Annotated in this window: 17 protein-coding genes and 2 tRNA genes; 6 read left to right on the top strand and 13 right to left on the bottom strand. The window is 66.8% G+C overall.

The features are described 5' to 3' along the window. The first annotated feature begins 53 nt into the window (after positions 1–53). Together V5D55_RS06145 and V5D55_RS06140 are read left to right on the top strand one after the other, a co-directional pair. Positions 54–1172, top strand: coding sequence for a M24 family metallopeptidase (locus tag V5D55_RS06145; RefSeq protein ID WP_435748491.1), 1119 nt, complete (start codon positions 54–56; stop codon positions 1170–1172). A 381-nt stretch (positions 1173–1553) separates the two neighbouring features. Further along, positions 1554–2552, top strand: coding sequence for a Fic family protein (locus tag V5D55_RS06140; RefSeq protein ID WP_435748490.1), 999 nt, complete (start codon positions 1554–1556; stop codon positions 2550–2552). 116 nt (positions 2553–2668) lie between these two features. Here the strand turns inward: V5D55_RS06140 and V5D55_RS06135 are convergent, their stop codons facing one another. Beyond that, a complete protein-coding gene (locus V5D55_RS06135; protein WP_435748489.1) occupies positions 2669–5002 on the bottom strand; it encodes an LPXTG cell wall anchor domain-containing protein in 2334 nt (777 codons plus the stop codon). 168 nt (positions 5003–5170) lie between these two features. Here V5D55_RS06135 and V5D55_RS06130 point away from each other — a divergent pair, with 168 nt between their 5' ends. Continuing rightward, positions 5171–7672 carry an AAA family ATPase gene (locus V5D55_RS06130; protein WP_435748488.1) on the top strand — a complete coding sequence of 834 codons (2502 nt, stop codon included), beginning with the start codon at positions 5171–5173 and terminating at the stop codon, positions 7670–7672. A gap of 183 nt (positions 7673–7855) precedes the next feature. Here the strand turns inward: V5D55_RS06130 and V5D55_RS06125 are convergent. The 12 genes from V5D55_RS06125 to dnaA all read right to left on the bottom strand — a co-directional run bounded on the left by V5D55_RS06125 (position 7856) and on the right by dnaA (position 21324). Beyond that, positions 7856–7928: transfer RNA gene (locus V5D55_RS06125), tRNA-Ala, on the bottom strand. A gap of 27 nt (positions 7929–7955) precedes the next feature. After that, positions 7956–8029 (bottom strand) — tRNA-Ile (locus tag V5D55_RS06120). An 86-nt stretch (positions 8030–8115) separates the two neighbouring features. Then, positions 8116–9072: a DUF4097 family beta strand repeat-containing protein gene (locus tag V5D55_RS06115; protein WP_435748487.1), complete on the bottom strand. Its 957-nt coding sequence runs from the start codon at positions 9070–9072 to the stop codon at positions 8116–8118. Then, the gene (locus tag V5D55_RS06110) at positions 9069–9758 is read right to left on the bottom strand and encodes a LuxR C-terminal-related transcriptional regulator (RefSeq protein WP_435748486.1); all 690 of its coding nucleotides are present in this window, start codon (positions 9756–9758) and stop codon (positions 9069–9071) included. The genes V5D55_RS06115 and V5D55_RS06110 overlap by 4 nt, the downstream gene beginning before the upstream one ends. After that, positions 9746–11014 carry a sensor histidine kinase gene (locus V5D55_RS06105; protein WP_435748484.1) on the bottom strand — a complete coding sequence of 423 codons (1269 nt, stop codon included), beginning with the start codon at positions 11012–11014 and terminating at the stop codon, positions 9746–9748. Before V5D55_RS06105 ends, V5D55_RS06110 begins: the two co-directional genes overlap by 13 nt. A 131-nt stretch (positions 11015–11145) precedes the next feature. Next, positions 11146–11547: a DUF3566 domain-containing protein gene (locus V5D55_RS06100; protein WP_435748483.1), complete on the bottom strand. Its 402-nt coding sequence runs from the start codon at positions 11545–11547 to the stop codon at positions 11146–11148. Further along, positions 11544–14111, bottom strand: coding sequence for a DNA gyrase subunit A (gene gyrA, locus V5D55_RS06095; protein ID WP_435748482.1), 2568 nt, complete (start codon positions 14109–14111; stop codon positions 11544–11546). Before gyrA ends, V5D55_RS06100 begins: the two co-directional genes overlap by 4 nt. Before the next feature lie 73 nt (positions 14112–14184). Beyond that, positions 14185–16269: a DNA topoisomerase (ATP-hydrolyzing) subunit B gene (gene gyrB, locus V5D55_RS06090; RefSeq protein WP_435748481.1), complete on the bottom strand. Its 2085-nt coding sequence runs from the start codon at positions 16267–16269 to the stop codon at positions 14185–14187. A 118-nt stretch (positions 16270–16387) separates the two neighbouring features. Next, positions 16388–16894 carry a DUF721 domain-containing protein gene (locus V5D55_RS06085; protein WP_435748480.1) on the bottom strand — a complete coding sequence of 169 codons (507 nt, stop codon included), beginning with the start codon at positions 16892–16894 and terminating at the stop codon, positions 16388–16390. Then, positions 16887–18101, bottom strand: a complete 1215-nt coding sequence (gene recF / locus V5D55_RS06080; protein WP_435748479.1) for a DNA replication/repair protein RecF — start codon at positions 18099–18101, stop codon at positions 16887–16889. Before recF ends, V5D55_RS06085 begins: the two co-directional genes overlap by 8 nt. A gap of 318 nt (positions 18102–18419) precedes the next feature. Continuing rightward, entirely contained in the window at positions 18420–19562 is a 1143-nt protein-coding gene (gene dnaN, locus V5D55_RS06075; protein ID WP_435749267.1) for a DNA polymerase III subunit beta, read from the bottom strand. A 493-nt stretch (positions 19563–20055) separates the two neighbouring features. Then, entirely contained in the window at positions 20056–21324 is a 1269-nt protein-coding gene (gene dnaA / locus V5D55_RS06070) for a chromosomal replication initiator protein DnaA (protein WP_435749266.1), read from the bottom strand. A 438-nt stretch (positions 21325–21762) separates the two neighbouring features. On the opposite strand from dnaA, the gene rpmH reads away from it, so the two are divergent. From rpmH to yidD, 3 genes are read left to right on the top strand one after another with little or no spacing between them, the layout of a single operon-like run. Then, entirely contained in the window at positions 21763–21900 is a 138-nt protein-coding gene (gene rpmH / locus V5D55_RS06065; protein WP_013584598.1) for a 50S ribosomal protein L34, read from the top strand. Between the two features lie 6 nt (positions 21901–21906). Next, positions 21907–22269, top strand: coding sequence for a ribonuclease P protein component (gene rnpA / locus V5D55_RS06060; RefSeq protein WP_435748478.1), 363 nt, complete (start codon positions 21907–21909; stop codon positions 22267–22269). Continuing rightward, positions 22266–22616, top strand: a complete 351-nt coding sequence (yidD, locus tag V5D55_RS06055; RefSeq protein ID WP_435748477.1) for a membrane protein insertion efficiency factor YidD — start codon at positions 22266–22268, stop codon at positions 22614–22616. The genes rnpA and yidD overlap by 4 nt, the downstream gene beginning before the upstream one ends.

Raw genomic sequence — 22616 nt, 5'->3', positions numbered from 1 at the left:
GTCCGGCTGGAAGGGCGGAGACAACGGCGAGACCGCGCAGTAGCGTGGACGCCGTGAACACCCTGCCCTTCCCCGCCTCCGTGTACTCCGCCCGCCTCGACCGTGCCGCCGCCCTCGCCGCGGATGCCGATCTCGACGCGATCGTCGTCGGTCCCGGTCCCGACCTGCAGTACCTCGTCGGCGTCGAGGGTGACACGATCGAGCGTCTCACCGCGCTGGTGATCGGCCCGGGGTTCGCGCCGGCGGTCATCGTCCCGCGGATGGAGCTCGCGAAGGTGCGATCGACCGCCGTCGGCGAACTCGGTCTGGCCGTGAGCGACTGGGTCGACGGGGACGACCCCTACGCGCTCATCGTGGCCGCGGTCGGCACGGTGGCGCGCGTCGGCGTCTCGGACGCTCTGCCGGCACTGCATGTGATCCCCCTCGCAGAACGCCTCGGCGTCGCCGTCGAACTCGCCACCCCGGTGCTCCGCGAAGGGCGGATGATCAAGGATGCCGACGAGATCGCCGAGCTGCGTCGCGCGGGGGAGGCCATCGACCGCGTGCACCGTCGCGTACCGGGCTGGCTCCGCGCCGGGCGCACCGAGCGAGAGGTTGCTGCGGACATCGCCGAGGCGATCGTCGCCGAGGGCCACCGCACGGTCGAGTTCGTGATCGTCGGCTCCGGTCCGAACGGCGCCGATCCGCACCACGAGGTGTCCGATCGGGTCATCGAAGACGGCGACGTGGTCGTGGTCGACATCGGGGGAGCCGTCCCGACCGGCTACAACTCGGACAGCACCCGCACCTATGTCGTCGGCACGCCCGACCCGGTGGCGGCCGAGCGGATCGCGGTGCTCGTGCGAGCGCAGCAGGCGGCCGTCGACGCGGTGCGCCCCGGCGTGACGGCCTCCGCAGTGGATGCTGCGGCGCGTACGGTGCTCGCCGACGCAGGTCTGGGTGAGGCCTTCCTGCACCGCACCGGCCATGGCATCGGCGTCTCGGTGCACGAGGAGCCGTACATCGCGCCGGGCAACGATCTGGTGCTGCGGGAGGGCATGGCTTTCAGCATCGAGCCGGGGATCTACTTCGCCGGCGAGTGGGGCGCGCGCATCGAGGACATCGTCGTGGTGACGGCCGAGGGCTGCGAACGGCTGAACGTCGCACCGCATGATCTGACTGTCGCGGGCTGAATACCGCGCGCGCGGGCTCATCCGCGGGCCCTGCCGATGCGGCTGATCCAACGTCGCTCGACGACTGTCGGCTGATTTACGCGAAGCAAAAGCGTCCAGAGCTGTCTCGTCGTAAGCTGTATTCAAGTCTTTTCGCTTAAACTTTAATAAGATCACCTCATGTCCAAGGATGAGGGAGACCGGCAGCGGGTGATCGCGCCCTGGCCGGAGACAGGCATCGAATCACGACCCTGGCGACGCACAGGTGACGAGGTCGCGTCGCGACGCCGCCTACGCACTGCCGCGGGCCCCTATGCCGCGGCGGTACCGCCGTTCATCGCTGGTCTCAACGTCGCACTCCCTGCGAACCTCGCCGCCCTGAGCGACGACGCCGGTCGCGAGTTGGCTCGATTCGACGCCGAGGTGGGTACCCTGGCCGCGCCGTTTGCCTCAATCCTGCTGCGCACCGAGAGTGCCTCGAGCTCTGAGGTGGAGCATCTCACAGCGAGCGCGAAGCAGGTTGCACTCGCGGAGATCGGAGCCTCGAAATCGGTGAATGCCAGACTGATCGTGGGAAACGTTGCGGCGATGGAAGCCGCCGTCGCCCTCTCCGACAACCTGAACACCGACGCGATTCTCACCATGCATCGTGTCCTCTTGCAGAAGTCGAATCCCGAGATCGTCGGGCGATGGCGAGACGCCCAGGTGTGGATCGGGGGAGGCAGTATCTCGCCGCACTCCGCGGATTTCATTCCGCCGCACCAAGATCGTGTTCCGGCTCTCATGGACGACGTGATGGAATTCGCGCGACGCTCCGATGTACCCGTCATTGCACAGGTGGCGATCGCACACGCGCAATTCGAGACGATCCATCCATTCCCGGACGGCAACGGTCGCACAGGTCGTGCCCTCGTGCAGGGAATGCTGCGCGCCGCCGACGTCACGACGAATGTCACCGTCCCTGTCTCTGCCGGCCTGCTCGGGGACACCGAAGCCTACTTCCGTGCACTCACCGCCTTCCGTGCGGGCGACGCGGGCCCGATCATCGAGACGATGGCGGAAGCCGCGTTTTCGGCGATCGCCAACGGTCGTTCCTTGGAGAGGGAGATCACCCGGATCGCCGCTCGGTGGGATGAAGTGGTGCGGGCACGAAGCGACTCATCCGCCCATGCGCTCAAGCAGCTGCTGCTTCGTCAACCAATCGTGACGAGCACGATCGTCGCGGGTGAGTTGGGGGTGAGCTTCCCCGCCGCCGCGTCGTCTGTGCAGAAGCTGGTCGATGCAGGCGTCCTGTCGCAATCGAGCATCGGCCGAAGGAACCGTCACTTCCAAGCGACCGAGGTACTGAACGCACTCGACGATTTCGGTGCACGCGCGCGACGCCAACGCCCGGGTCATTGACGACCCCTCGCGGTCGAGCCGTGTCGCGCACAACACCACGGAGCCGCACCCGTCGACCCGCTCACGAGGAGCGAGACGACGGATACGGCTCCGCGGCTGGGGACCGCCGGCAGGGGTTATGCGCGGCGTCGACGGACCAGCAGGAACCCGCCCGCGGCGATGAGCGCGAGGGCGACGGCCGCGATACCGGTCCAGAGCATCGCATCCGTTCCGGTCGTGGCGAGTCCGCCACCATCGGTCTGACCTGGTCCGGTTCCGGGGCCTGGGGTGCCCGGTTGTGAGGCGGCGGTGACGGTCAGTGTCACGTCCGCGCTGAGTGCGCCCTGCGTGAGAGCCACCGGATAGGCACCGGGGGCGACGCCTGACACGCGGAGGGTGTAGGCGATCGCACCCTGCGCATCGGCCACGACCTCACCGACGCGATCGCCGTCGAAGGTGACCGTCACGGGCTGGTTCGGGGTGAATCCGGATCCGGTGAGCTGCACGCCCGTCTTGGCGAGCGCGTCGGTCGCGATGCGCGAGACGCCCAGAGCCACCTGCGGGTTCCCGGGTGTCGGGTCCTCCGTCACCGTCAGCGTCGCTTCACCGAGGACGTCTCCTGCGGCGAGCGCGCCGATGACGCCGCCGGAGCGCGGTGCGAAGCCGGGTCCCTCGACGAGCTGCACGGTGTACGTGCCGGGGGCGACGTCGGCGACGGTGAAGGATGCTCCGCCCGTCCCACCGGCGGATGCCGTGAACTCCGCGACCTGCGCGCCGTTGAACAGCACGCGGACGGGGGTGTCCGCCTCGAGGCCTTCGGCCGTCAACGACACTCCGTCGGTCGCGAGTTCTCCGGTCGCGATCTCGGTCGGGCTGAGGGTGACCTCGGCCGGGTCGACGGGATCAGCGGTGACCGTCACCGTGTCGGATGCCTCCCACTGGCCGCTACGCAGCAGCACGGTGGAGGTGCCGGCGGCAATTCCCGCGCGGGCCACGGTCGTCGCCACCGCACCCGATGCCGAACTGGTGACCGTCGTCACGACGGCCCCGTCGAAGAGCACCTCGACCGGAGCGTTCTCCGGGAACCCGGTACCCGCCACCTGCACACCGGTGCCGGCGAGATCGGACTGCGAGATCGAGTCCGGAGTGACCGTGACCTCCGGGTCGTAGACCACCGGATCGGCCGTCACCGCGAGAGAGGCCGATGCCGACCACTGTCCGCTGGTCAGCGCGATCGTGTGAGCGCCCGGCGTCACACCGGCCCGGGTGAGCGAGTAGGCGATGGAACCATCGGCGCCACTGGTGACCGTCGCGACGCTGGTGCCGTCGAACGTGATCTCGACCGGCGCGTTCTCCGGGAATCCGGTACCCGCGACCTGCACACCGGTGCCGGCGAGCGCAGCCTGCGCGATCGACTCCGGGGTGACCGTGACCTCGGGGTCGTAGACCACCGGATCCGCTTCCACCGTGAGAGCGGCCGATGCCGACCACTGTCCGTTGGTCAGTGCGATCGTGTGCGCGCCCGGTGCGACGCCGGCCCGCGTCAGCGCGTATGCGACCGATCCGTCCGCGCCGCTCGTGACCGTCGCGACGCTGGTGCCGTCGAACGTGATCTCCACCGGAACGGATGCCGGGAATCCGGCCCCTGCCACGGCGACGCCTGCTCCGGCGAGACGCGAAACGGTCGCGCTCGTGGGATCGACCGAGGCCGTCGGGTTGTATGTCGGGTCGTCGATGATCGTCAGGGTCGTCTCGGCCGTGCGGGCACCGCTCGTGAACCGCGCGGAGTGCTCTCCGACCGTGGCGTTCTGCCAGTACAGGATCACCTCGACGCCGCCGTCAGCGTCGGCCGTGCGGGTGGTGGCCTGCTGACCGTCGATGAAGAGACCGACGGTGCTGCCGGGCACGAAGCCGGTCCCGGTGAAGCGGACGACGCCGTTCGGATCGGTGATCTGCGAGAGTGTGGCCGGGTTCGGGGACACGCTGATCTGCGGCGCGATGCCGTCGATCGCCGCTTCATACGTGAACTGCGTGCCGGTGCACAGGAGACCAGCGCCGACCATGTCCGCCGCGTTGGACCCCGAGCTGGTGACCGAGCCGTCGGCGTGGAACGTTCCGCCCAGCCAGTACTCGGCCTGCGTGTCCGCGTCGATGTCGTACGTCCAGTTCGCCTGGAAAGTCCCGTCTGCCCCGATCGTGGTGGCGGGGATCTCGTTGAACGGGACCTGGAACGGGAACGGCGGGTTCACACCGCAGAAGGCCGTCGACGAGGTGACGACATCGGTCACCTTGCCGCCCGAGACGGTGATCGAGATGTCGTAGCCGTGGCTGTTCTCCCCGACGTAGACGCCGTCCTGCGTGGCTGCGTGAGCCGGAGCGGCGATGCCGACGACGCTGAGGCCGACGGTGAGCGCGACGCCGGTCACTGCGCCGAGGAGGCGCGTGATGCGTGTTCGTAGCTGCGATGTCATCAAGAGATTCCTGTACGTGGTGTGCGGACACATTCAGGCACAGGCTATGAAGCGAAGCCGCACCGGCACATCCGTAGAAACACCGGGGTTCGTCCAATGACTCGAGATAACTCCCCGATGAGCGGGACTTCCGACTACTCTCGATCTGTTGGGGACGGAGGGGGACACATGTTCATCGGTCGGCGCGATGAGCTCGGACGGTTGCGCGCGCAGTTGGATACCCACCGAGACGCCGTCCCCCACGTGGTGCTCGTCGAGGGGCCCATCGGCATCGGCAAGACGGCGCTGGTGAGCGAATTCCTCCGCGCCGACCTCGGTGCGCGCGTCCTCTTCGCGCGACCGGATGAGCTGGCCACGAACATCCCGCTCGCCGGCATCCGTCCGGTGATCGAGGAGCTGCTTGACGTCGATCTTCCGATCCTGCTGGAGGAGAACACACCGCGGATGCTGCAGCGCAGCATCCGCGATGCCTTGGCGACCGAACCGAGTATGCTCGTGGTCGACGACGCGCACTGGCTCGATGCCGCCGCGCTCGAGGTGCTCGAGCGTCTGATCGCAGCCCCCGCCGTGTCAGGCCTCTCCGTGCTCCTGTGCTTCCGCAGCGGCACGGTCCCCGATTCCCTGCTGCACGCGGCCGAGCGCGGAGGGGGTGTGCTGCAGCGGATCCAGCTCGGTCCCCTCGAGCCGGGCGATGCCGCCGCCCTCCTCGGTGGCGAGCACCCGGCAGACGGCACCCTCATCGCACTCGCCGGCGGTAATCCGCTGTTCCTCCGCCTGCTCGCCGAAGCACGGCTCGACGGAGCGGACTTCACGGATGCGGAGACCGCCCCACCCGTCGAGATCGGCGACGCACTGCGCGGCGAGCTGAGCGCGCTCGACCCGGAAGCCCTCGCCGTGCTGCACGCGCTCGCACTCACCCCCGCGATCGCCCCTCGTACTCTGCGCGAGATCGCCGGGACGGATGCCGCGGCTCTGTCGGCTGCCGCCGAGCGACTGGCGCGGCGCGGATTCGTCGATGCGGATGCGCTGACCATCGTGCATCCGTTCATCAGGGCGGCCGCCTACCGCAGCATGACCGCGCGCGATCGTCACCGCGCCCACCGGGTCGCGGCGCAGCACTCCACCGACGTCCTCGAGCGCGCCGCCCATCTGCAGCATGTCGGATCGCACCTCACCACGGACGAGGTCGATACCGTCATCCGCGCCGCGGTGATCGTCTCGGCCACCTCGCCGCGCAGCAGCATCGCGCTGCTGACCCGCACCCGCCGGATCCCGCACCGAGAACGCGACCTGCTGCTGGCCCGGGCGCTGCTCCTCGACGGCCGGCCGGTCGAGGCCGAGGAACTGCTGCGCGACATGCACGCCGAAGGAACACCGACGGGCGAGGGGCTGGCGCTGCTGCTGCAGTCGCTGCGCATCCAGAGCAGACCCGATGAGGCGTTCGAGATCGTCCGCGACGCCGGCGCTGCGCGCTTGGAGCCCGAAGTGATCGTCGAGCTGGCCACGCTCGCCGTGATGCACGACGGTGACGCCGAACTCGACTCGCGCACCTGGTTGGACGACGACGACGCCCGCCCCGGCCATGCAACCGCCCTCGCCGGCCTGCGCGCCCTGTCTCATCTCCGGGTCGGAGATCTCGAGAGAGGTCGTCAGGCATACCTGGTGGCGAAGGCCGGGTTCGAGACACTCACCGCCTCGGAGCTGCTGCCGGTGATCGACGCCGTCACGGCGATGGGATGGTGCGCGCACTTCCTCGCCGACTTCGCCGACGGCGCGCGACTCGTCGAGCGTGCGATCCGCCTGGCCGAGTCTCGCGGGCGCTTCCACGTACTTCCGCACCTCTACCTCATCCTCTCCTTCCTGTGCATTCCGATCGATCGTTGCGACGAGGCCGAGGAGTACAGCGAACTGGCCATCGCGGCCGCCGAGAAGTACAACTGGCCCGACGCGATACCTCTGGCGCTCACGGCGAAGGTCGTCGCGGCGCCCGGCCGAGTCCCGGCGGAGGAGTTCATGGCCAGATACCACCGCCTGGTCGCGGCCGGACTCCCGCAGATCGGGTGGTGGCGGCGCATCGTCCGACTCTTCGTCGCCCGTGCGTCCATCGCGGTCGGGGTCGCGGTCGACCCGGCCGACCTCGCGGTGGACCGCAATGACATCTTCGCGTCGCAGAAGCACATCGGCCTCGGTGAACTCGCCCTCGCGCAAGGAGACCTCGCTGCGGCACTGGGGCACGCCGATGCGGCGATCGCCTGGGGTGAGGACTCGTCACATGCGTCTCAGGCCGGGCACGGCACCCTGTTCCGCGCGCGGGTGCGTCTGGCCGAGGGACGCACCGACGAGGCGGTCGCCGACGCCCGTCGGGCCATCGAGCTGTTCGAGTCCTCCGGATCCGTGTTGTATCGGCGGTTCGCCGAGGCGACGGTGGCGCAGCTCATCGCCACCGCCGCCGAGCAGGTGCACCTCGAGACGCTCACCCGCCGCGAACTCGATGTCGCCGAGCTGGTGGCCGAGGGCCACACGAACCGGACGATCGCCGAGCTGCTGTTCCTCAGCCCCCGCACGGTCGAGAGCCATGTCGCGCGGATCCTGCAGAAGACCGGAATCCGCTCGCGCGCGGGCATCGCGCGGCACCTGGACTCGCGGCGGCAGAAGGCGAGCGGGGCATGACGGAGGTGGCGTCCCCCGGATGCAAAGAACCCCAGGTCCGCGGAGCGGTCGACCTGGGATTTTCTTGAGTGGAGCCTAGGAGACTCCGCCGTCCTCGCTTCGCTGCGGCGGCTCCCCGAATCTCTCAGCCGGATAGACGGACGAAGGCCCCCGTGCATTCGCTCGGGGGCCTTCGTCCGTCTGTGGAGCCTAGGAGATTCGAACTCCTGACATCCTGCTTGCAAAGCAGGCGCTCTACCAACTGAGCTAAGGCCCCGTGAGGGTTTTTCTTGAGTTGAAAGGGTGGGGCTACCAGGACTTGAACCTGGGACCTCTTCATTATCAGTGAAGCGCTCTAACCGCCTGAGCTATAGCCCCGTCAACCTCCAAGACTTTACCGGAGAACGGCGGAAAATCCGAATCGAGCGCGGGGGCTCACAGAGAGCCCCCGCGCTCGACGGCGATCAGTTCCCCGGCCGGATGTCCACGCTTCCCGCAGACAGGTTCACATCGATGGTTCGACCACCGGTGCTGGACTGCTTGACCTTCGCATCGAGAGAACCGGCGCTGATGTCCTGAGTGATGACATAGCCGACATCCGGCACCGTCAGATCCAACGATCCGGCACTCACATCGATCGTCGTCTGCGACGGCGGCGTGCCGGTGAGTTCGACATCGAGCGAGCCGGCCGAGACGCCGAGCACTGCGTCGTCGACCCCGTCGAGCACGATGTCGGCACGACCTGCGCTCATCTGCATGTCGATGCTGTCGGCGGACGCGTCCATGCCGAGGGAGCCCGCATTGACTTCGACGCCCAGGTGACCATAGTCGCCCGCGACCTCGAGGTTGCCGGCGTCGAGGCTGAGATCTCCGTCGAGTCCCTCGCCACTCAGACTCTCGGGCAGGGTGAGGACGACGATCTCCTCGTTGCCGAACCAGTTGCCGAACCACCACCCCCAGGACGACTCCGGGCTGTGGACGATCAGTTCGTCGCCGTCGCGCTCGAACGTCCACGCCCGACCGCGCCCGTTCGTGATCGCGAGCTCGGCCTCGTCGACGTCGCCGAACTCGATGCGCACATTGCTCCCATCGACATCCAGATCGATGCCGTCGATCCCCTCGACATCGACGGTCTGCGTCGAATCGGGGCGGCTCGAGCTCATCAGGTCACCGGTCGCTGCCAGGGCAGCCGTGCCGCCGGAGCCGAGGAGGGCGATGCCCCCGACCACCGCCGTGACGATCATGATCGCGCCGACTCCCGAGGATGACTCTGGTGCAGCCGGGCCACCAGCCTGGGCCGCTGCGGCAGGCTCCGCCACCCAGGGGTCGGCATCCGGCGCGGCCGGTGCCGTTCCGGACGCAGCCGGCGGGGGAGTGAGCGGAGTGTGCCCGCCCTGAAGGTCGTTCTGTTCGTTCGTCATCGTGCCGCTCCTGTCGGGCCGGCCGACGGGGCGGGCCCGCCGGTGTTCTCGATGTGGGCGAGGGCCGCCAGCACGCGACGGTTGCCCGACTCGCCCTGCTCGAACCCCAGCTTCTGGAAGATGGAGGTGATGTGCTTCTCCACACTCGCCTCGGAGAGGAAGAGCAGCCCGGCGATCGCCTGGTTGGACTTGCCCTCGGCGATCAGAGCCAGAACCGTGCGCTCGCGCTCGGTGAGCCGCAGCATCCGATCGTCACGGTTCCGCCGGGTGAGCAGCTGGGCGACGACCTCGGGATCGAGCACGGTCGCACCCTCGGAGATCCGCTGCACCGAGCCGAGGAACTCGGCGACATCCGCCACGCGATCCTTGAGCAGGTAGCCGAGGGGCCCGCCCTGCGCCGCGATCAGGTCCGATGCGTAGCGCTCCTCGACGTACTGCGAGAGCACGAGGATCGCGAGCGACGGATTCGTCGACCGGAGGCCCAGTGCTGCCCGGATCCCCTCGTCCGTGAAGGTCGGGGGAAGCCGCACATCGAGGATGCAGAGCTCGGGGTCGTTTTCGGTGACCGCGTCGTCCAGCCCCGTCGTGTCGGGAAGCGCGGCGACCACCTGGTGGCCGGCGTCCTCGAGGAGACGGACGAGTCCTTCGCGCAGGAGGACCGAGTCCTCGCAGATCAGGATGCGCATGGCACGTTCACCTCCAGAGACGTCGGTCCGCCGGCCGGGCTGTCGAGGCGGAACGTGCCACCGGCAGCGAGGATCCGGTTCGCGATGCCGTCGAGGCCGCCACCGGGCTGCACCTGCGCGCCGCCCATGCCGTTGTCCTCGACGCGCGCCCAGAGGGTGCCGCCCTCTCGCAGCCGCACGATCACCCGTGCCTCACTCGCCCGGGAATGCTTCGCCGCGTTGGTGAGCGACTCGGCGATGGCGAAGTACACGGCGGCTTCGGCCTCTCGACTGCACCGCCCGTCCATCCGGACATCCAGGTGCACGGGAATGTGCGAGCGCCCGGCGAGCGCCGAGAGCGCCGCATCCAGACCGCGGTCGTCGAGCACGGAGGCGTGGATGCCGCGGGCGAGCTGTCGCAGTTCGGTGATGGCCGCCTTGGTCGAGGTGTGCGCCTCCGCGATGAGTTCCTTCGCGGCATCCGGGTCGTTGTCGATCTTCTGCTGGGCGAGCCCGAGCGTCATCCCGACCGAGACCAGGCGAGGCTGGACGCCGTCATGGAGGTCGCGTTCGATGCGAGTGCGCTCGACATCCGCTGCCCGCACGGCGCCTTCGCGCTGAGCGGTCGTCGTGCGGACGCGCTCGGTCAGCTCGGCTTCGCGGCTGCGGATGACGATCGCGAGAGAGAGGGTTCGGTGCAGCAGCGCGAGGCCGATGATCCCGACGATGGATGCGGCGATGCCGAGGATGCCGACCAGCGGCGCCCACTCCACGCCGATTCCCATGCCGCCGAACGGTCCCATGACCCCGTCGGCGTCGGTGAGCGGCGCGAAGCAGATGATGACCGACCAGACGAGGCTCCAGGCGAGACGGAGGACGATCCATCCGAGGATCGCCGCGATGGCGAAGTTCGCGACCGCACGCCACATACGACCATCGATCGCCTGTCGGCCGAGCGATCGCAGCCAGCCGCCGAACCCGGGGCGGTCACGGGGGCGAAGGCGGAGCGGCGCGAGCGGCGTGCGGTACAGCGCGCCGACTCGGGCGATCTCGAACCAGCCGACGCCGAACAGTGCGTACACGAGGCCGACCAGGAGGACGACACCCACGCCGGCGGCGAAGAGGAGTCCGAGGCCGGTGCCGAGAAGGCCGCCGAGCGTGGTGAAGATGACGCCGCCGATGACGCCGACGCCCGCGAGATGCAGGATCGTGAGGAAGATGCGCCGCGGCGGCTTCGCGGCCGTCGCCTGTGGTGGGGGCGCTGTGTGTGTCGTCATGGTTCCAAGGTACGGGCGCGCCGCTGGCGCCGACACCGAGGCATCCGGACACGTGGCTTCGGGTTTTCCGTAGTACTACGGATACGCAGAAGGGGCGGATGCCGTAGCACCCGCCCCTTCAGAGAACAGGGTCAGTTCGACATGAAGCCGACGAGCAGTCCGCCGGTCACCTTCACGGCGAGGTTGTAGATACCGGCGATCACGGCACCGAGAACCGTGAAAACGATCAGGTTGAGGATCGCGACGACGGCGGCGAACGCCATCACCTGCGGCAGGCCGACGACTTCGGTGAGCACGATGGTGCCATCCGTGAACTTGGACACGAATTCGCTGGCGGACGCCATGATCGTCGCCTGCAGCACCAGGAAGATGAGGAAGAACGAGACCATGGTGACGACCGCGAGCGCGACCGATCCGAGGAACGAGAGCTTCACCGCCGACCAGAAGTCCACGTACACCAGGCGCAGGCGGACCTGCTTGCCACCGGTCTTGCGTGTGGACTTCTTCGCCAGCTTGTCGGCTACCGTGCTCATTCGTCCGTGCTTTCCTCAGGGGTCTGTGTCGTCTCGGGGGCTTCGGTCGCGGATTCCGCATCCGCCTCCGCCGATTCGTCTTCCTCGGTGAGGCCCCGTTCGCCGTTGCGGGCGATGGCGAGGATCCGGTCGGCTTCCGTCGTCCGTGCGAACACCACTCCCATGGTGTCTCGGCCCTTGGCGGGCACCTCGGCCACGGCAGAGCGTACCACCTTGCCGCTGGACAGAACCACCAAGACCTCGTCGTCCTCCGAGACGATCAGACCGCCCGCGAGGGTGCCCCGATCGTCGTTCAGTTTGGCGACCTTGATGCCCGTTCCGCCGCGGCCCTGCACGCGATACTCCTCCACCGCGGTGCGCTTCGCGTACCCGGCGTCGGTGACGATGAACACGAACTTGCCCGGTGCGGCGAAGGATGCCGAGAGCAGGCTGTCGCCTTCGATCTTGAACTTCATACCCCGCACGCCGGCCGTCGCGCGACCCATCGGACGCAGCGCCTCGTCGGTCGCCTCGAACCGCACCGACATGCCGCGGCGGCTGATGAGGAGGATGTCGTCGGACGCGTCGACCAGCAGCGCGCTGACCAGCTCGTCCTCTTCGTTCAGACGGATCGCGATGACGCCGCCCTGACGGTTGGTGTCGTACGCATCGAGACGCGTCTTCTTCACCAGGCCCTCACGGGTCGCGAGAACCAGGTACTCGGCGACCGCGTAGTCACGGATGTCGAGAACCTGCGCGATGCTCTCGTCCGGCTGCAGCGCGAGCAGGTTCGCGACGTGCGTACCCTTCGCATCGCGTCCGGCCTCCGGCACCTCATAGGTCTTCGCGCGGTAGACGCGACCCTTGTCGGTGAAGAAGAGCAGCCAGTGGTGCGTCGTCGTGACGAAGAAGTGCTCGACGATGTCATCCGCCCGCAGCTGCGCGCCCTTGATGCCCTTGCCGCCGCGGTGCTGCGAACGGTAGTTGTCGCTGCGCGTGCGCTTGATGTATCCGTCGCGCGTGACGGTGACGACCATCTCCTCCTCGGCGATCAGGTCTTCCATCGAGACGTCGCCGTCGAAGCCGTGCAGGATGTGCGTGCGGCGCTCGTCGCCGAAGCGATCGACGATCGCGGTGAGCTCCTCACGGATGATCGTGCGCTGACGGCCCTCGTCGGCGAGGATCGCCTTGAAGTCGGTGATCTGCGCCTCGAGCTCGGTCGCCTGATCGATGATCTTCTGACGCTCGAGAGCGGCCAGTCGGCGCAGCTGCATCTGCAGGATCGCATCGGCCTGGATCTCGTCGATGTCGAGGAGCTTCTGCAGACCCTCGTTGGCTTCCTGCGTCGTCTGCGACCGGCGGATCAGCGCGATGACCTCGTCGAGCGCATCGAGCGCCTTGAGGTATCCGCGCAGGATGTGCATGCGCTTCTCGGCCTCGTTGAGGCGGTACTGCGTGCGCCGGACGATCACCTCGATCTGGTGAGCGATCCAGTGGGTCACGAAGCCGTCGATCGCCAGGGTGCGCGGCACGCCGTCGACGATCGCGAGCATGTTCGCGCCGAAGTTCTCCTGCAGCTGCGTGTGCTTGTACAGGTTGTTCAGCACGACCTTCGCGACGGCATCCCGCTTCAGGACGACGACGAGACGCTGACCCGTGCGGTCGGAGGACTCGTCGCGGATGTCGGCGATGCCGGTGATCTTGCCGTCACGGGCGAGATCGCCGATCTTCACCGCCACGTTGTCAGGGTTCACCTGGTACGGCAGCTCGGTGATCACGAGGCAGGTACGACCCTGGATCTCCTCGACGCCGACGACAGCGCGCATCGTGATCGAGCCGCGACCCGTGCGGTACGCCTCGTGGATGCCCTTGGTGCCGAGGATCTGCGCGCCGGTCGGGAAGTCCGGACCAGGGATGCGCTGCATCAGCCCCTCGAGCAGCTCTTCGCGCGAGATGTTCGCGTTGTCGAGCGCCCAGAGCGCGGCTTCGGACACCTCGCGCAGGTTGTGCGGCGGGATGTTGGTGGCCATGCCGACCGCGATGCCGACCGAGCCGTTGACGAGCAGGTTCGGGAAACGCGCCGGCAGGACCGTGGGCTCCTGGGTCTGACCGTCGTAGTTGTCCTGGAAGTCGACGGTGTCTTCTTCGATGTCTCGCACCATCTCGAGCGCGAGCGGGGCCATCTTGGTCTCGGTGTACCGCGGCGCCGCGGCGCCCATGTTGCCTGGTGAGCCGAAGTTGCCCTGGCCGAGAGCCAGCGGGTAGCGCAGCGACCACGGCTGAACGAGACGGACGAGGGCGTCGTAGATCGCCGAGTCGCCGTGCGGGTGGTACTGACCCATGACCTCGCCGACCACACGGGCGCACTTCGAGAACGACTTGTCGGGACGGAAACCGCCGTCGTACATGCCGTAGATCACACGGCGGTGCACGGGCTTCAGGCCATCGCGGACGTCGGGGAGGGCACGACCGACGATGACGGCCATGGCGTAGTCGAGATAGCTGCGCTGCATCTCCGACTGCAGGTCGACCTGGTCGATCTTGCCGTGATCGTGCGCCGGCTCGGGGCGTTCTTCTTCAGTCATGAGTCATTTCCTGGTTGCTGAGCTTGACGAAGCATCCGGGTCCCCTCGACGAGCGCAGGGACCCCGGTCTCCACTAGATGTCGAGGAAGCGGACGTCCTTGGCGTTGCGCTGGATGAAGCTGCGTCGGGACTCGACGTCCTCACCCATCAGCACGCTGAAGATCTCGTCCGCAGCGGCGGCATCCTCGATGGTGATCTGCTGGAGCGTCCTGGTGCTGTGATCCATCGTGGTCTCCCACAGCTCCTTCGGGTTCATCTCACCGAGACCCTTGTAGCGCTGGATGCCGGCATCCTTCGGGATCCGCTTGCCGTTGTCGAGCCCGTACTTCAGCAGAGCGTCGCGCTCGGCGTCGCTGAAGACGTACTCGTGGGCCGAGTTCGACCACTTCAGGCGGTACAGCGGCGGCATCGCGAGGTAGACGAATCCGGCCTCGATGAGCCCGCGCATGTAGCGGAACAGCAGCGTGAGCAGCAGCGTGGTGATGTGCTGACCATCGACGTCGGCATCCGCCATCAGCACGATCTTGTGATACCGCGCCTTCTCGATGTCGAAGTCCTCGCCGATGCCGGTGCCGAAGGCCTGGATCATGGCCTGGACCTCTTTGTTGCCCAGAGCCTTGTCGAGACGCGCGCGCTCGACGTTGAGGATCTTGCCGCGGAGCGCCAGGATCGCCTGCGTGTGCGGGTCGCGGCCCTGCACCGCGGAGCCGCCGGCCGAGTCACCCTCCACGAGGAAGATCTCACTGATCGACGGGTCCTTGCTCGTGCAGTCCTTGAGCTTGTCGGGCATCGCTGCCGACTCGAACACGCTCTTGCGACGGGCCGTCTCGCGCGCCTTGCGGGCGGCCATACGAGCGGTGGCCGCATCGATCGCCTTGCGGATCACGTTCTTCGCCTGGTTCGGGTTGCGCTCGAACCAGTCGCCGAGCTGATCGCCGACGATCTTCTGCACGAACGCCTTGGCCTCGGTGTTGCCGAGCTTGGTCTTCGTCTGACCCTCGAACTGCGGCTCGCCGAGCTTGATCGAGATCACGGCGGTCAGTCCCTCGCGGACGTCATCTCCGGAGAGGTTGTCGTCCTTCTCCTTGAGCAGGTTGTTCGCGCGAGCGTACTTGTTGACCAGCGTCGTGAGCGCCGCACGGAAGCCCTCTTCGTGCGTACCGCCCTCGTGCGTGTTGATCGTGTTCGCGTAGGTGAAGACGTTCTCTGTGTACGACGTCGTCCACTGCATCGCGACCTCGAGCGAGATCTTGCGCTCGGTGTCTTCCGACTCGAACGCGATGATCTCGTCGTTGACGACCTCGGCGTGACGCACCTTGTTCAGGTACTCGACGTAGTCGACGAGTCCGCGCTCGTAGAGGAAGACATCGCTGCGCTGCTTCTCGACGCCCGTGCCCTCTTCTTCGATGATCTCGGTGTGACCCGAACGCTCATCGTGCAGCTCGATCCGCAGTCCCTTGTTCAGGAACGCCATCTGCTGGAAACGGGTGCGCAGGGTCTCGTAGTCGAAGTCGATGCCCTCGGTGAAGATCGTGGGGTCCGGCCAGAACGTGATGTCGGTTCCGGTCTCGTCGGTCTCCGCACCGCGCTCGAGGGCCTGCTGCGGGTGACCGCCGTTCGCGAAGCTGTGGTGCCAGGTGTAGCCCTGACGCTTGATGTCGATCTCGAACCGCGTGGACAGCGCGTTTACGACCGAGGAGCCGACACCGTGCAGACCGCCGGACACCGCGTACCCGCCGCCACCGAACTTTCCACCGGCGTGCAGGATCGTGAGCACGACCTCGACGGTCGACTTGTTCGGATCGGACGAGTGCGGATCGACCGGGATGCCGCGGCCGTTGTCGACCACGCGGACGCCGCCGTCGTCGAGCAGCGTCACACCGATCGTGTCGCAGTAGCCGGCGAGAGCCTCATCGACGGAGTTGTCGACGATCTCGTAGACCAGGTGGTGCAGACCACGCGGACCCGTCGACCCGATGTACATACCGGGGCGCTTGCGGACGGCTTCGAGACCTTCGAGGATCTGGATCTCATCGGCACCGTACTCGCCCGGCTGCTTCACCTTGGGTGACAGGGGCTGATGCAGGTTGTCGGAGCCGTTCGCGGGGGTCCCTCCGTTGGTCGATTCCGTCTCGTCTGCGGGGGATTCAGGCGTCATCAGAGGGCATTCTCCACATCGATATCACGAACTCCCATTCTAGCGGGATTTCGTCACGATATGCGGCTCAGAGGCCGCGTGTGGGCCTCTGAGCGTTTCAGACCCCTCGCATGGTGTCCTACCCGTAGGTATCGCGCGGGCCCCGTCCTGGAACGGCTCTGGGACCCCATTTCCAGGAGGGGACGTCCGGTCCGATGAAGCGCAGGTTGTCGACACCGGCATCCGGATAGCGTCGGGTGATCTCCGTGATGATGGTCGCGCGCATGAACTGGAGGTTCTTCGCCCAGGCCGTCGAATCGCACTTCACCGTGAGCAGTCCGCGTTCGAGAGACACCGGCTCGGAGTGCTTCGCGGTGTCGGCGCCGGCGAGATCCGCCCACTGCCGCACCAGATCCTCCCGCGCCAGGGTCGTCTGCCAGCCGGAATCACGACTCAGCCGATCGAGCACCGCCCCGAGCGATCCAGGGTCGCGCCCGGGAGTGAACGGTGCATTCTCGTCGTCGTCGACGATCCGGCGCTTGCGCTTCCATGACGTCGAGCTCGGCTTCAGTCCCCGTAGACGCAGGTATGTCGCCACCGTCTCCGGAGCCTCGGATGCCGCGGGCGTGGGTGTGACGTCAGTCATCATCTCCCTCTCCGCCGGCATCCTGAACTTCGCGCTCGTCGCTGATGGTTCCCGCGCTGATCCGCACCACGTGGGCGTGCAGCACCTCAGGAATATCCTCCTCCACCGCCGCCGTGACCACCACCTGCTCGTAGCCCGCGGTCAGTGCGGCCAATCGCTGGCGACGGTCGGAATCCAATTCTGCGAAGACATCGTCGAGGATCAGCACCGGATCACCCGCCGGCGACTCGCTGCGCAGCAGCTCGGCCGAGGCGAGCCGCAGTGCGAGGGCGATCGACCAGGACTCCCCGTGCGACGCGTAGCCCTTCACCGGAAGATCGCGCACCCGCAGCACGAGGTCGTCACGATGCGGTCCGGTCAACGTGAGTCCGCGGTCGAGTTCGTTGGACCGCTTCGCCGCGAGGGACGCCCGGAACAACTCGGCGATGATGCGGGTCTCACTCACCTTGTCGCGGGGCTGCGCCTCTTCGGCATCCGTTGCGTCGGCCTCGTCGTCTTCCGGGTCGGCGCCGCTCACCGACAGCGCCCACTCGAGCTGCGGACGATGATCCTCGCCGGCGATCGCCTCGTATGCGTCGGCGACCGGCTGCTGCAGATCGGCAGCCAGCCGCTGCCGAGCCACGATGATCTCCGACCCGAGCGAGACGAGCTTGTCGTCCCACACGTCGAGCGTGCTCAGACCCTCACCGCGGATTCCGCGGGCCCGCGCCGACTTCAGCAGGGCGTTGCGCTGCTTCAGCACCCGGTCGTAGTCGGCGAGCACCGCCGCCAACCGAGGAGTGCGCTGGATGAGGAGCTGATCCGCGAAACGACGCCGGGCCGACGGATCGCCGCGCACGATCTGCAGATCCTCCGGGGCGAAAAGCACCACGTGCGCGTAGCGCGGCAGCTCGTTCGCCTTCGACGGAGACCCATTGATGCGCGCCTTGTTCGACCCCTGCCGATTCACCTGAACCTCGACCAGCACCTTGCGCTCGCCGTGCGAAAGTCGAGCACGGATGATCGCGAACTCCTGACCATCACGCACCATCGGCGCATCCGACGACACCCGATGCGACCCCAGCGTCGCGAGGAACACCACCGCCTCCGCCAGATTCGTCTTGCCCTGACCGTTACGGCCGACCAGCACATTCGGACCGCGGTGGAGGGAGAGTTCGGCGGTCGCGTAATTGCGGAAATCAGCCAGGCTCAGATGTTCCACGATCACGGAGTCAGCCTAGCTTCGGGGTCGGACAGTCTCTTGTTGTCTTGGTTCTTGGTGCTTGGGTTTTGGTACTTGGATCTTGTGGGTCCGGAGAGCGGTGAGCTCTCTTCTTTCGCAGAGCGGGTTCCCTCCCGCTTCGCGGGCCCTTCCCGATGCTCAATCCGAGAGCTCACCGCTCTCCTCCAGCCGTACGCATCATCCCGGCTCTGCTGCGGAGAGTTGGGAGTAGGGGAGGCAGCGGCTCGCTTCGCTCGCCGACTGCGTGCGATAAGGGAGTGGGCTGGGTCGCTGGGGCTGTCGAAAGGTCCGCGAGTCGCGGTTTCAGCGGAGGAGGAGGTTGGGCTGGAGGAGGTACTTGAACGAGTCGAGGCCGGCCTGGTCGACCGACGTCTGGCTCGTGATCAGGACCGGGCTCAGCTTGTTCGCGTTGTCGCTCGAGGTGAACGTCACACGCACGAACTCGCTCTTGACCGCACCGAGGGCCTCGATGAGGTACTGCGGGTTCAGGCCGAGCGTCACGTCTTCGCCACCGTTGAGGATCGCATCGACCGACTCGGATGCGCGAGCGTGCTCGCTGCCCGAAGCATCCATCGTGACGCTGTCGCTGGTGAATGTGAAACGCAGGGGAGCGGCACGATCCAACACGAGCGAGACACGGCGCACTGCCTCGACGAGATCTGCGGTGTTCACGACCGCATAGTGCTCGGTCTGCTCGGGGAAGAGGCGACGAACCGGCGGGAAGTTGCCCTTGATGAGCAGCGAGGTGACCGTCTTGTTGCCGGCCGTGAAAGCGATGATCTCGCGCTCGCCCGCGCCGGAGAAGGCGATCTGGATGGTGCCGGCGTGACCGAACGTCTTCCCGACCTCGACGAGGGTGCGGGCAGGAACGAGGGCGGTGGCCTCGACGGCCTCGCCGTCCCACGGCACATCGCGGATGGAAACCCGGTAGCGGTCGGTGGCGACGAGGCTGAGGCTCTGACCCGAGACCGCGAGCTGCACACCGGTGAGAACCGGGGTGACGTCATCGCGGGAGGCGGCGAAGCCGACCTGAGCGATCGCCGTGCCGAAGTCGTCGGCCGGAACGACGCCGGATGATCCGGACACCTCGGGGATCGACGGGTATTCCTCGACAGGCATCGCGGCGAGCGTGAATCGCGCGGAGCCACAGGTGACCGTGATGCCACCGTCGTCTTCGACGGCGATCTCGATCGGAGCATTCGGGAGGCGGCTCGCGATGTCGGAGAGCAGACGACCGTGGACGAGGATCGTGCCCGGGGTGTCGACCGTTGCTTCGATGGTCGTCCGGGCGGAGGCCTCGTAGTCGAACGCCGAGAGCGTGAGACCGGAACCGTCTGCTTCGATCAGCACTCCGGCCAGGATCGGCTGGGGATTGCGCTGCGGAAGCAGCTTGACGACGAACGACACTGCCTCGCTGAAGACATCGCGGTTGACCTGAAACCTCACGGGTGCTCCCTTGTCGTCGTTCTGTGACATGTCGTCGTCGTTCCTGCCGGTGCAGGGCTTCCCATGCTAGCCCCACAGCCACGCCGATCCCTACGCCCGGATCTTTTGTGATCCCGAGACCGTTCTCCCCACCGTCTGGTGATGGGATCGCGCATTGAAAGACTTAACTCCTTAACGGTGTTAACCGCTGTGGATTCTGTGGATAACTCGGTGGATAGTAGTCGCGAGTAAGGAACTACACGGCTGTCACTTGTGGAAACCCTGAGGAATCCGCGGGCTGGGAGCCATCGGCCGCTTTCGAGCCCTTCCCTACTTATCCACAGGTTTGGGCTTCCAGCCCACATTCGTCCCGATCCGATCGACGATCATCCACAAGTTATCCACATGTGCATAGAGGCATCTATCGGCCGCCGCGCCGGGCCGCCAGACAGCAGAAGAGGGCGCTGACGCACCGGGAACAGGTGCGTCAGCGCCCTCGACAGGCAGGGAAGAGTCAGCGTCGACCGAGCTGCGTGGTGATCTCGGTGACCTGGTTGTAGATCGAGCGGCGCTCCTTCATGAGTTCGCTGATCTTCTTATAGGCGTACATGACCGTGGTGTGGTCGCGGTTGCCGAAGAGCTGCCCGATCTTCGGCAGCGACAGGCTCGTGCGCTCGCGACACAGGTACATGGCGATCTGTCGTGCCGTGGCGATCTGCTGCGAGCGGCTCGAGCCGTAGAGGTCGTCGACCGTGAGCTTGAAGTACCCGGCCGTCGCGGTGATGATGTCGGTCGGCGAGATGATGTTGTCCTCGGCCGTGTCGATGATGTCGCGGAGCACTGTCTGGGCGAGAGAGATGTCGAGCGATGAGCGATTCAGGCTCGCGAACGCCGACACCCGGATGAGGGCGCCCTCGAGTTCACGGATGTTCGACGAGACGACGGTCGCGATGTACTCGAGTACTTCGTCGGGGATGTGCAGCGCCTCGCTCTGCGCCTTCTTGCGGAGGATCGCGATGCGGGTCTCCAGGTCGGGCGCCTGCACGTCTGTGATGAGGCCCCACTCGAAACGGCTCCGCATCCGGTCCTCGAAGCCGGTCAGATGCTTGGGCGCCACATCGCTCGTGATCACGACCTGCTTGTTGTGATCGTGCAGCGTGTTGAACGTGTGGAAGAACGCCTCCTGGGTCTCGGCCCGACCCTGCAGGAACTGGATGTCGTCGATCAGGAGGATGTCGACGTCGCGGTAGCGCGCCTGGAACGCGGCGCCGCGATTGTTCGCGATCGAGTTGATGAAGTCGTTCGTGAATTCCTCGCTCGAGACGTAGCGCACCTTCACGCCGGCGTAGAGCGACTGGGCGTAGTCGCCGATCGCGTGCAGGAGGTGGGTCTTGCCGAGACCGGAGTCTCCGTAGATGAAGAGCGGGTTGTAGGCCTTGGCCGGTGCTTCGGCCACAGCGACCGCGGCCGCATGCGCGAAACGGTTGGACTGACCGATGACGAAGTTGTCGAAGGTGTACTTCGGATTGAGGCGCGACTCGTGTCGCAGCTGTGTCGGCTGCTCCATCGGCGACTCGACTCGGGCGGGCTCGTGCCGGCCGAAGTCGGCGACAGCCATCTGCTCGTTGGGCTGATCGGCGAGTTCGTGGTTCACCACGACGCGATACGACGTGACTTCGTCGCCGATGTGCGAGAGGGCCTCCATGATCGGCAGCCGCAGGCGCTTGTTGATCTGCGCGGCTGTGAGATCGTTCGGCACCTCGAGGTAGAGGGTCGCCGACATCACCCCCGCGGGAACCGCCAGGCTCAGGAAGCCTTGGAGCTGCGGGGTGACGCGATCGTCGTCGACCAGGAGCTCCTGCACCGTGGTCCAGATCGGAACGTCGGGCTGGGCAGGTGATGACATGACGCTCCGGACGGGGCTCGGGTAGGGGTAAACGTGCCGTGCCCCCTGTGGATAACTTCGGTTGCCACGGTAGTCATCGCGGCTGGGAACGGCAACCTGCCCTTGGAAACACACGCGCGTGTTGTGCATCGCGGATCGCCCAGGGTTGTGGATAATGGCTGTGCGGTTCGTGCCGGGTGCGGTCCCCCTGAGCGCGCAGATTTGCTCTGCGCGCCGCAAAGACGTACCCTAAGTCGGTTGACTTATGCCATTTTTGGCAGTTCCCCATGTCTCCGGTCGCAGTGAACCCGGTGGCAGTATTCCCGGAGTGATTCCATGAGCAAGCGCACCTTCCAGCCCAACAACCGTCGTCGCGCCAAGAAGCACGGCTTCCGAGCCCGCATGCGCACGCGCGCCGGCCGCGGCATCCTCGCTGCCCGCCGCGCGAAGGGCCGCACCGAGCTCTCCGCGTAGTCCGCTGTGCTCGCCCGCCCCTATCGGCTGACCCGCGGCAGCGACTATCGAATGGTCGTTCGCCGTGGATCCCGTTGTGGCGGGTCGCGCCTCATCACGTCGATGTTGTCGACGGGTGAGAGCGGAACCGTGCGGTTCGGTTTCATCATCAGCAAGCAGGTGGGCACCGCAGTGGTGCGCAACACCGTCCGTCGGCGACTCAAAGCCGTCTGTGCGGAGGCGCTCCCGCGAGTTCCCGAGGGCACGGATGTCGTCATCCGTGCCCTTCCTGCGTCTGCCACCGCATCGTTCTCCGAGCTCCGGGCAGACGTGGAGCGCTGTCTCGCGAGGCTCACTCCGGCGACAGCGGCGACTGCGAGCACCGCGTGACTGCCCTGCCGGCGTCCTCGATCGGCTCAGCGCACATGCAGGCCGGCGATCTCATCCGCAGCATCCCGCTGATTCCTCGCAATCTGGTGCTCGGATTCCTCACCGCGTATCGCAAGACGATCTCTCCTCTCTATGGAGATGTCTGTGCGTACTACCCCAGCTGTTCCGCTTACGCTGTAGGTGCGGTGCAGCAGCACGGTGCCGTGCGGGGAACCCTGTTCTCCGCGTGGCGCATCCTCCGCTGCAATCCCTGGACTCGCGGAGGCGTCGATGACGTCCGTCCGCACGAACACTTCCGCTACGACCTGACTTCTCACGGTTTCGTCGTCCCTGCCCGAAAGGACTGA

Source organism: Microbacterium sp. PMB16 (genome assembly GCF_051294855.1).
Lineage (GTDB): Bacteria > Actinomycetota > Actinomycetes > Actinomycetales > Microbacteriaceae > Microbacterium.
Note: the sequence above shows the minus strand (reverse complement) of the source record. Positions and strands in the feature narration are given on the sequence as shown.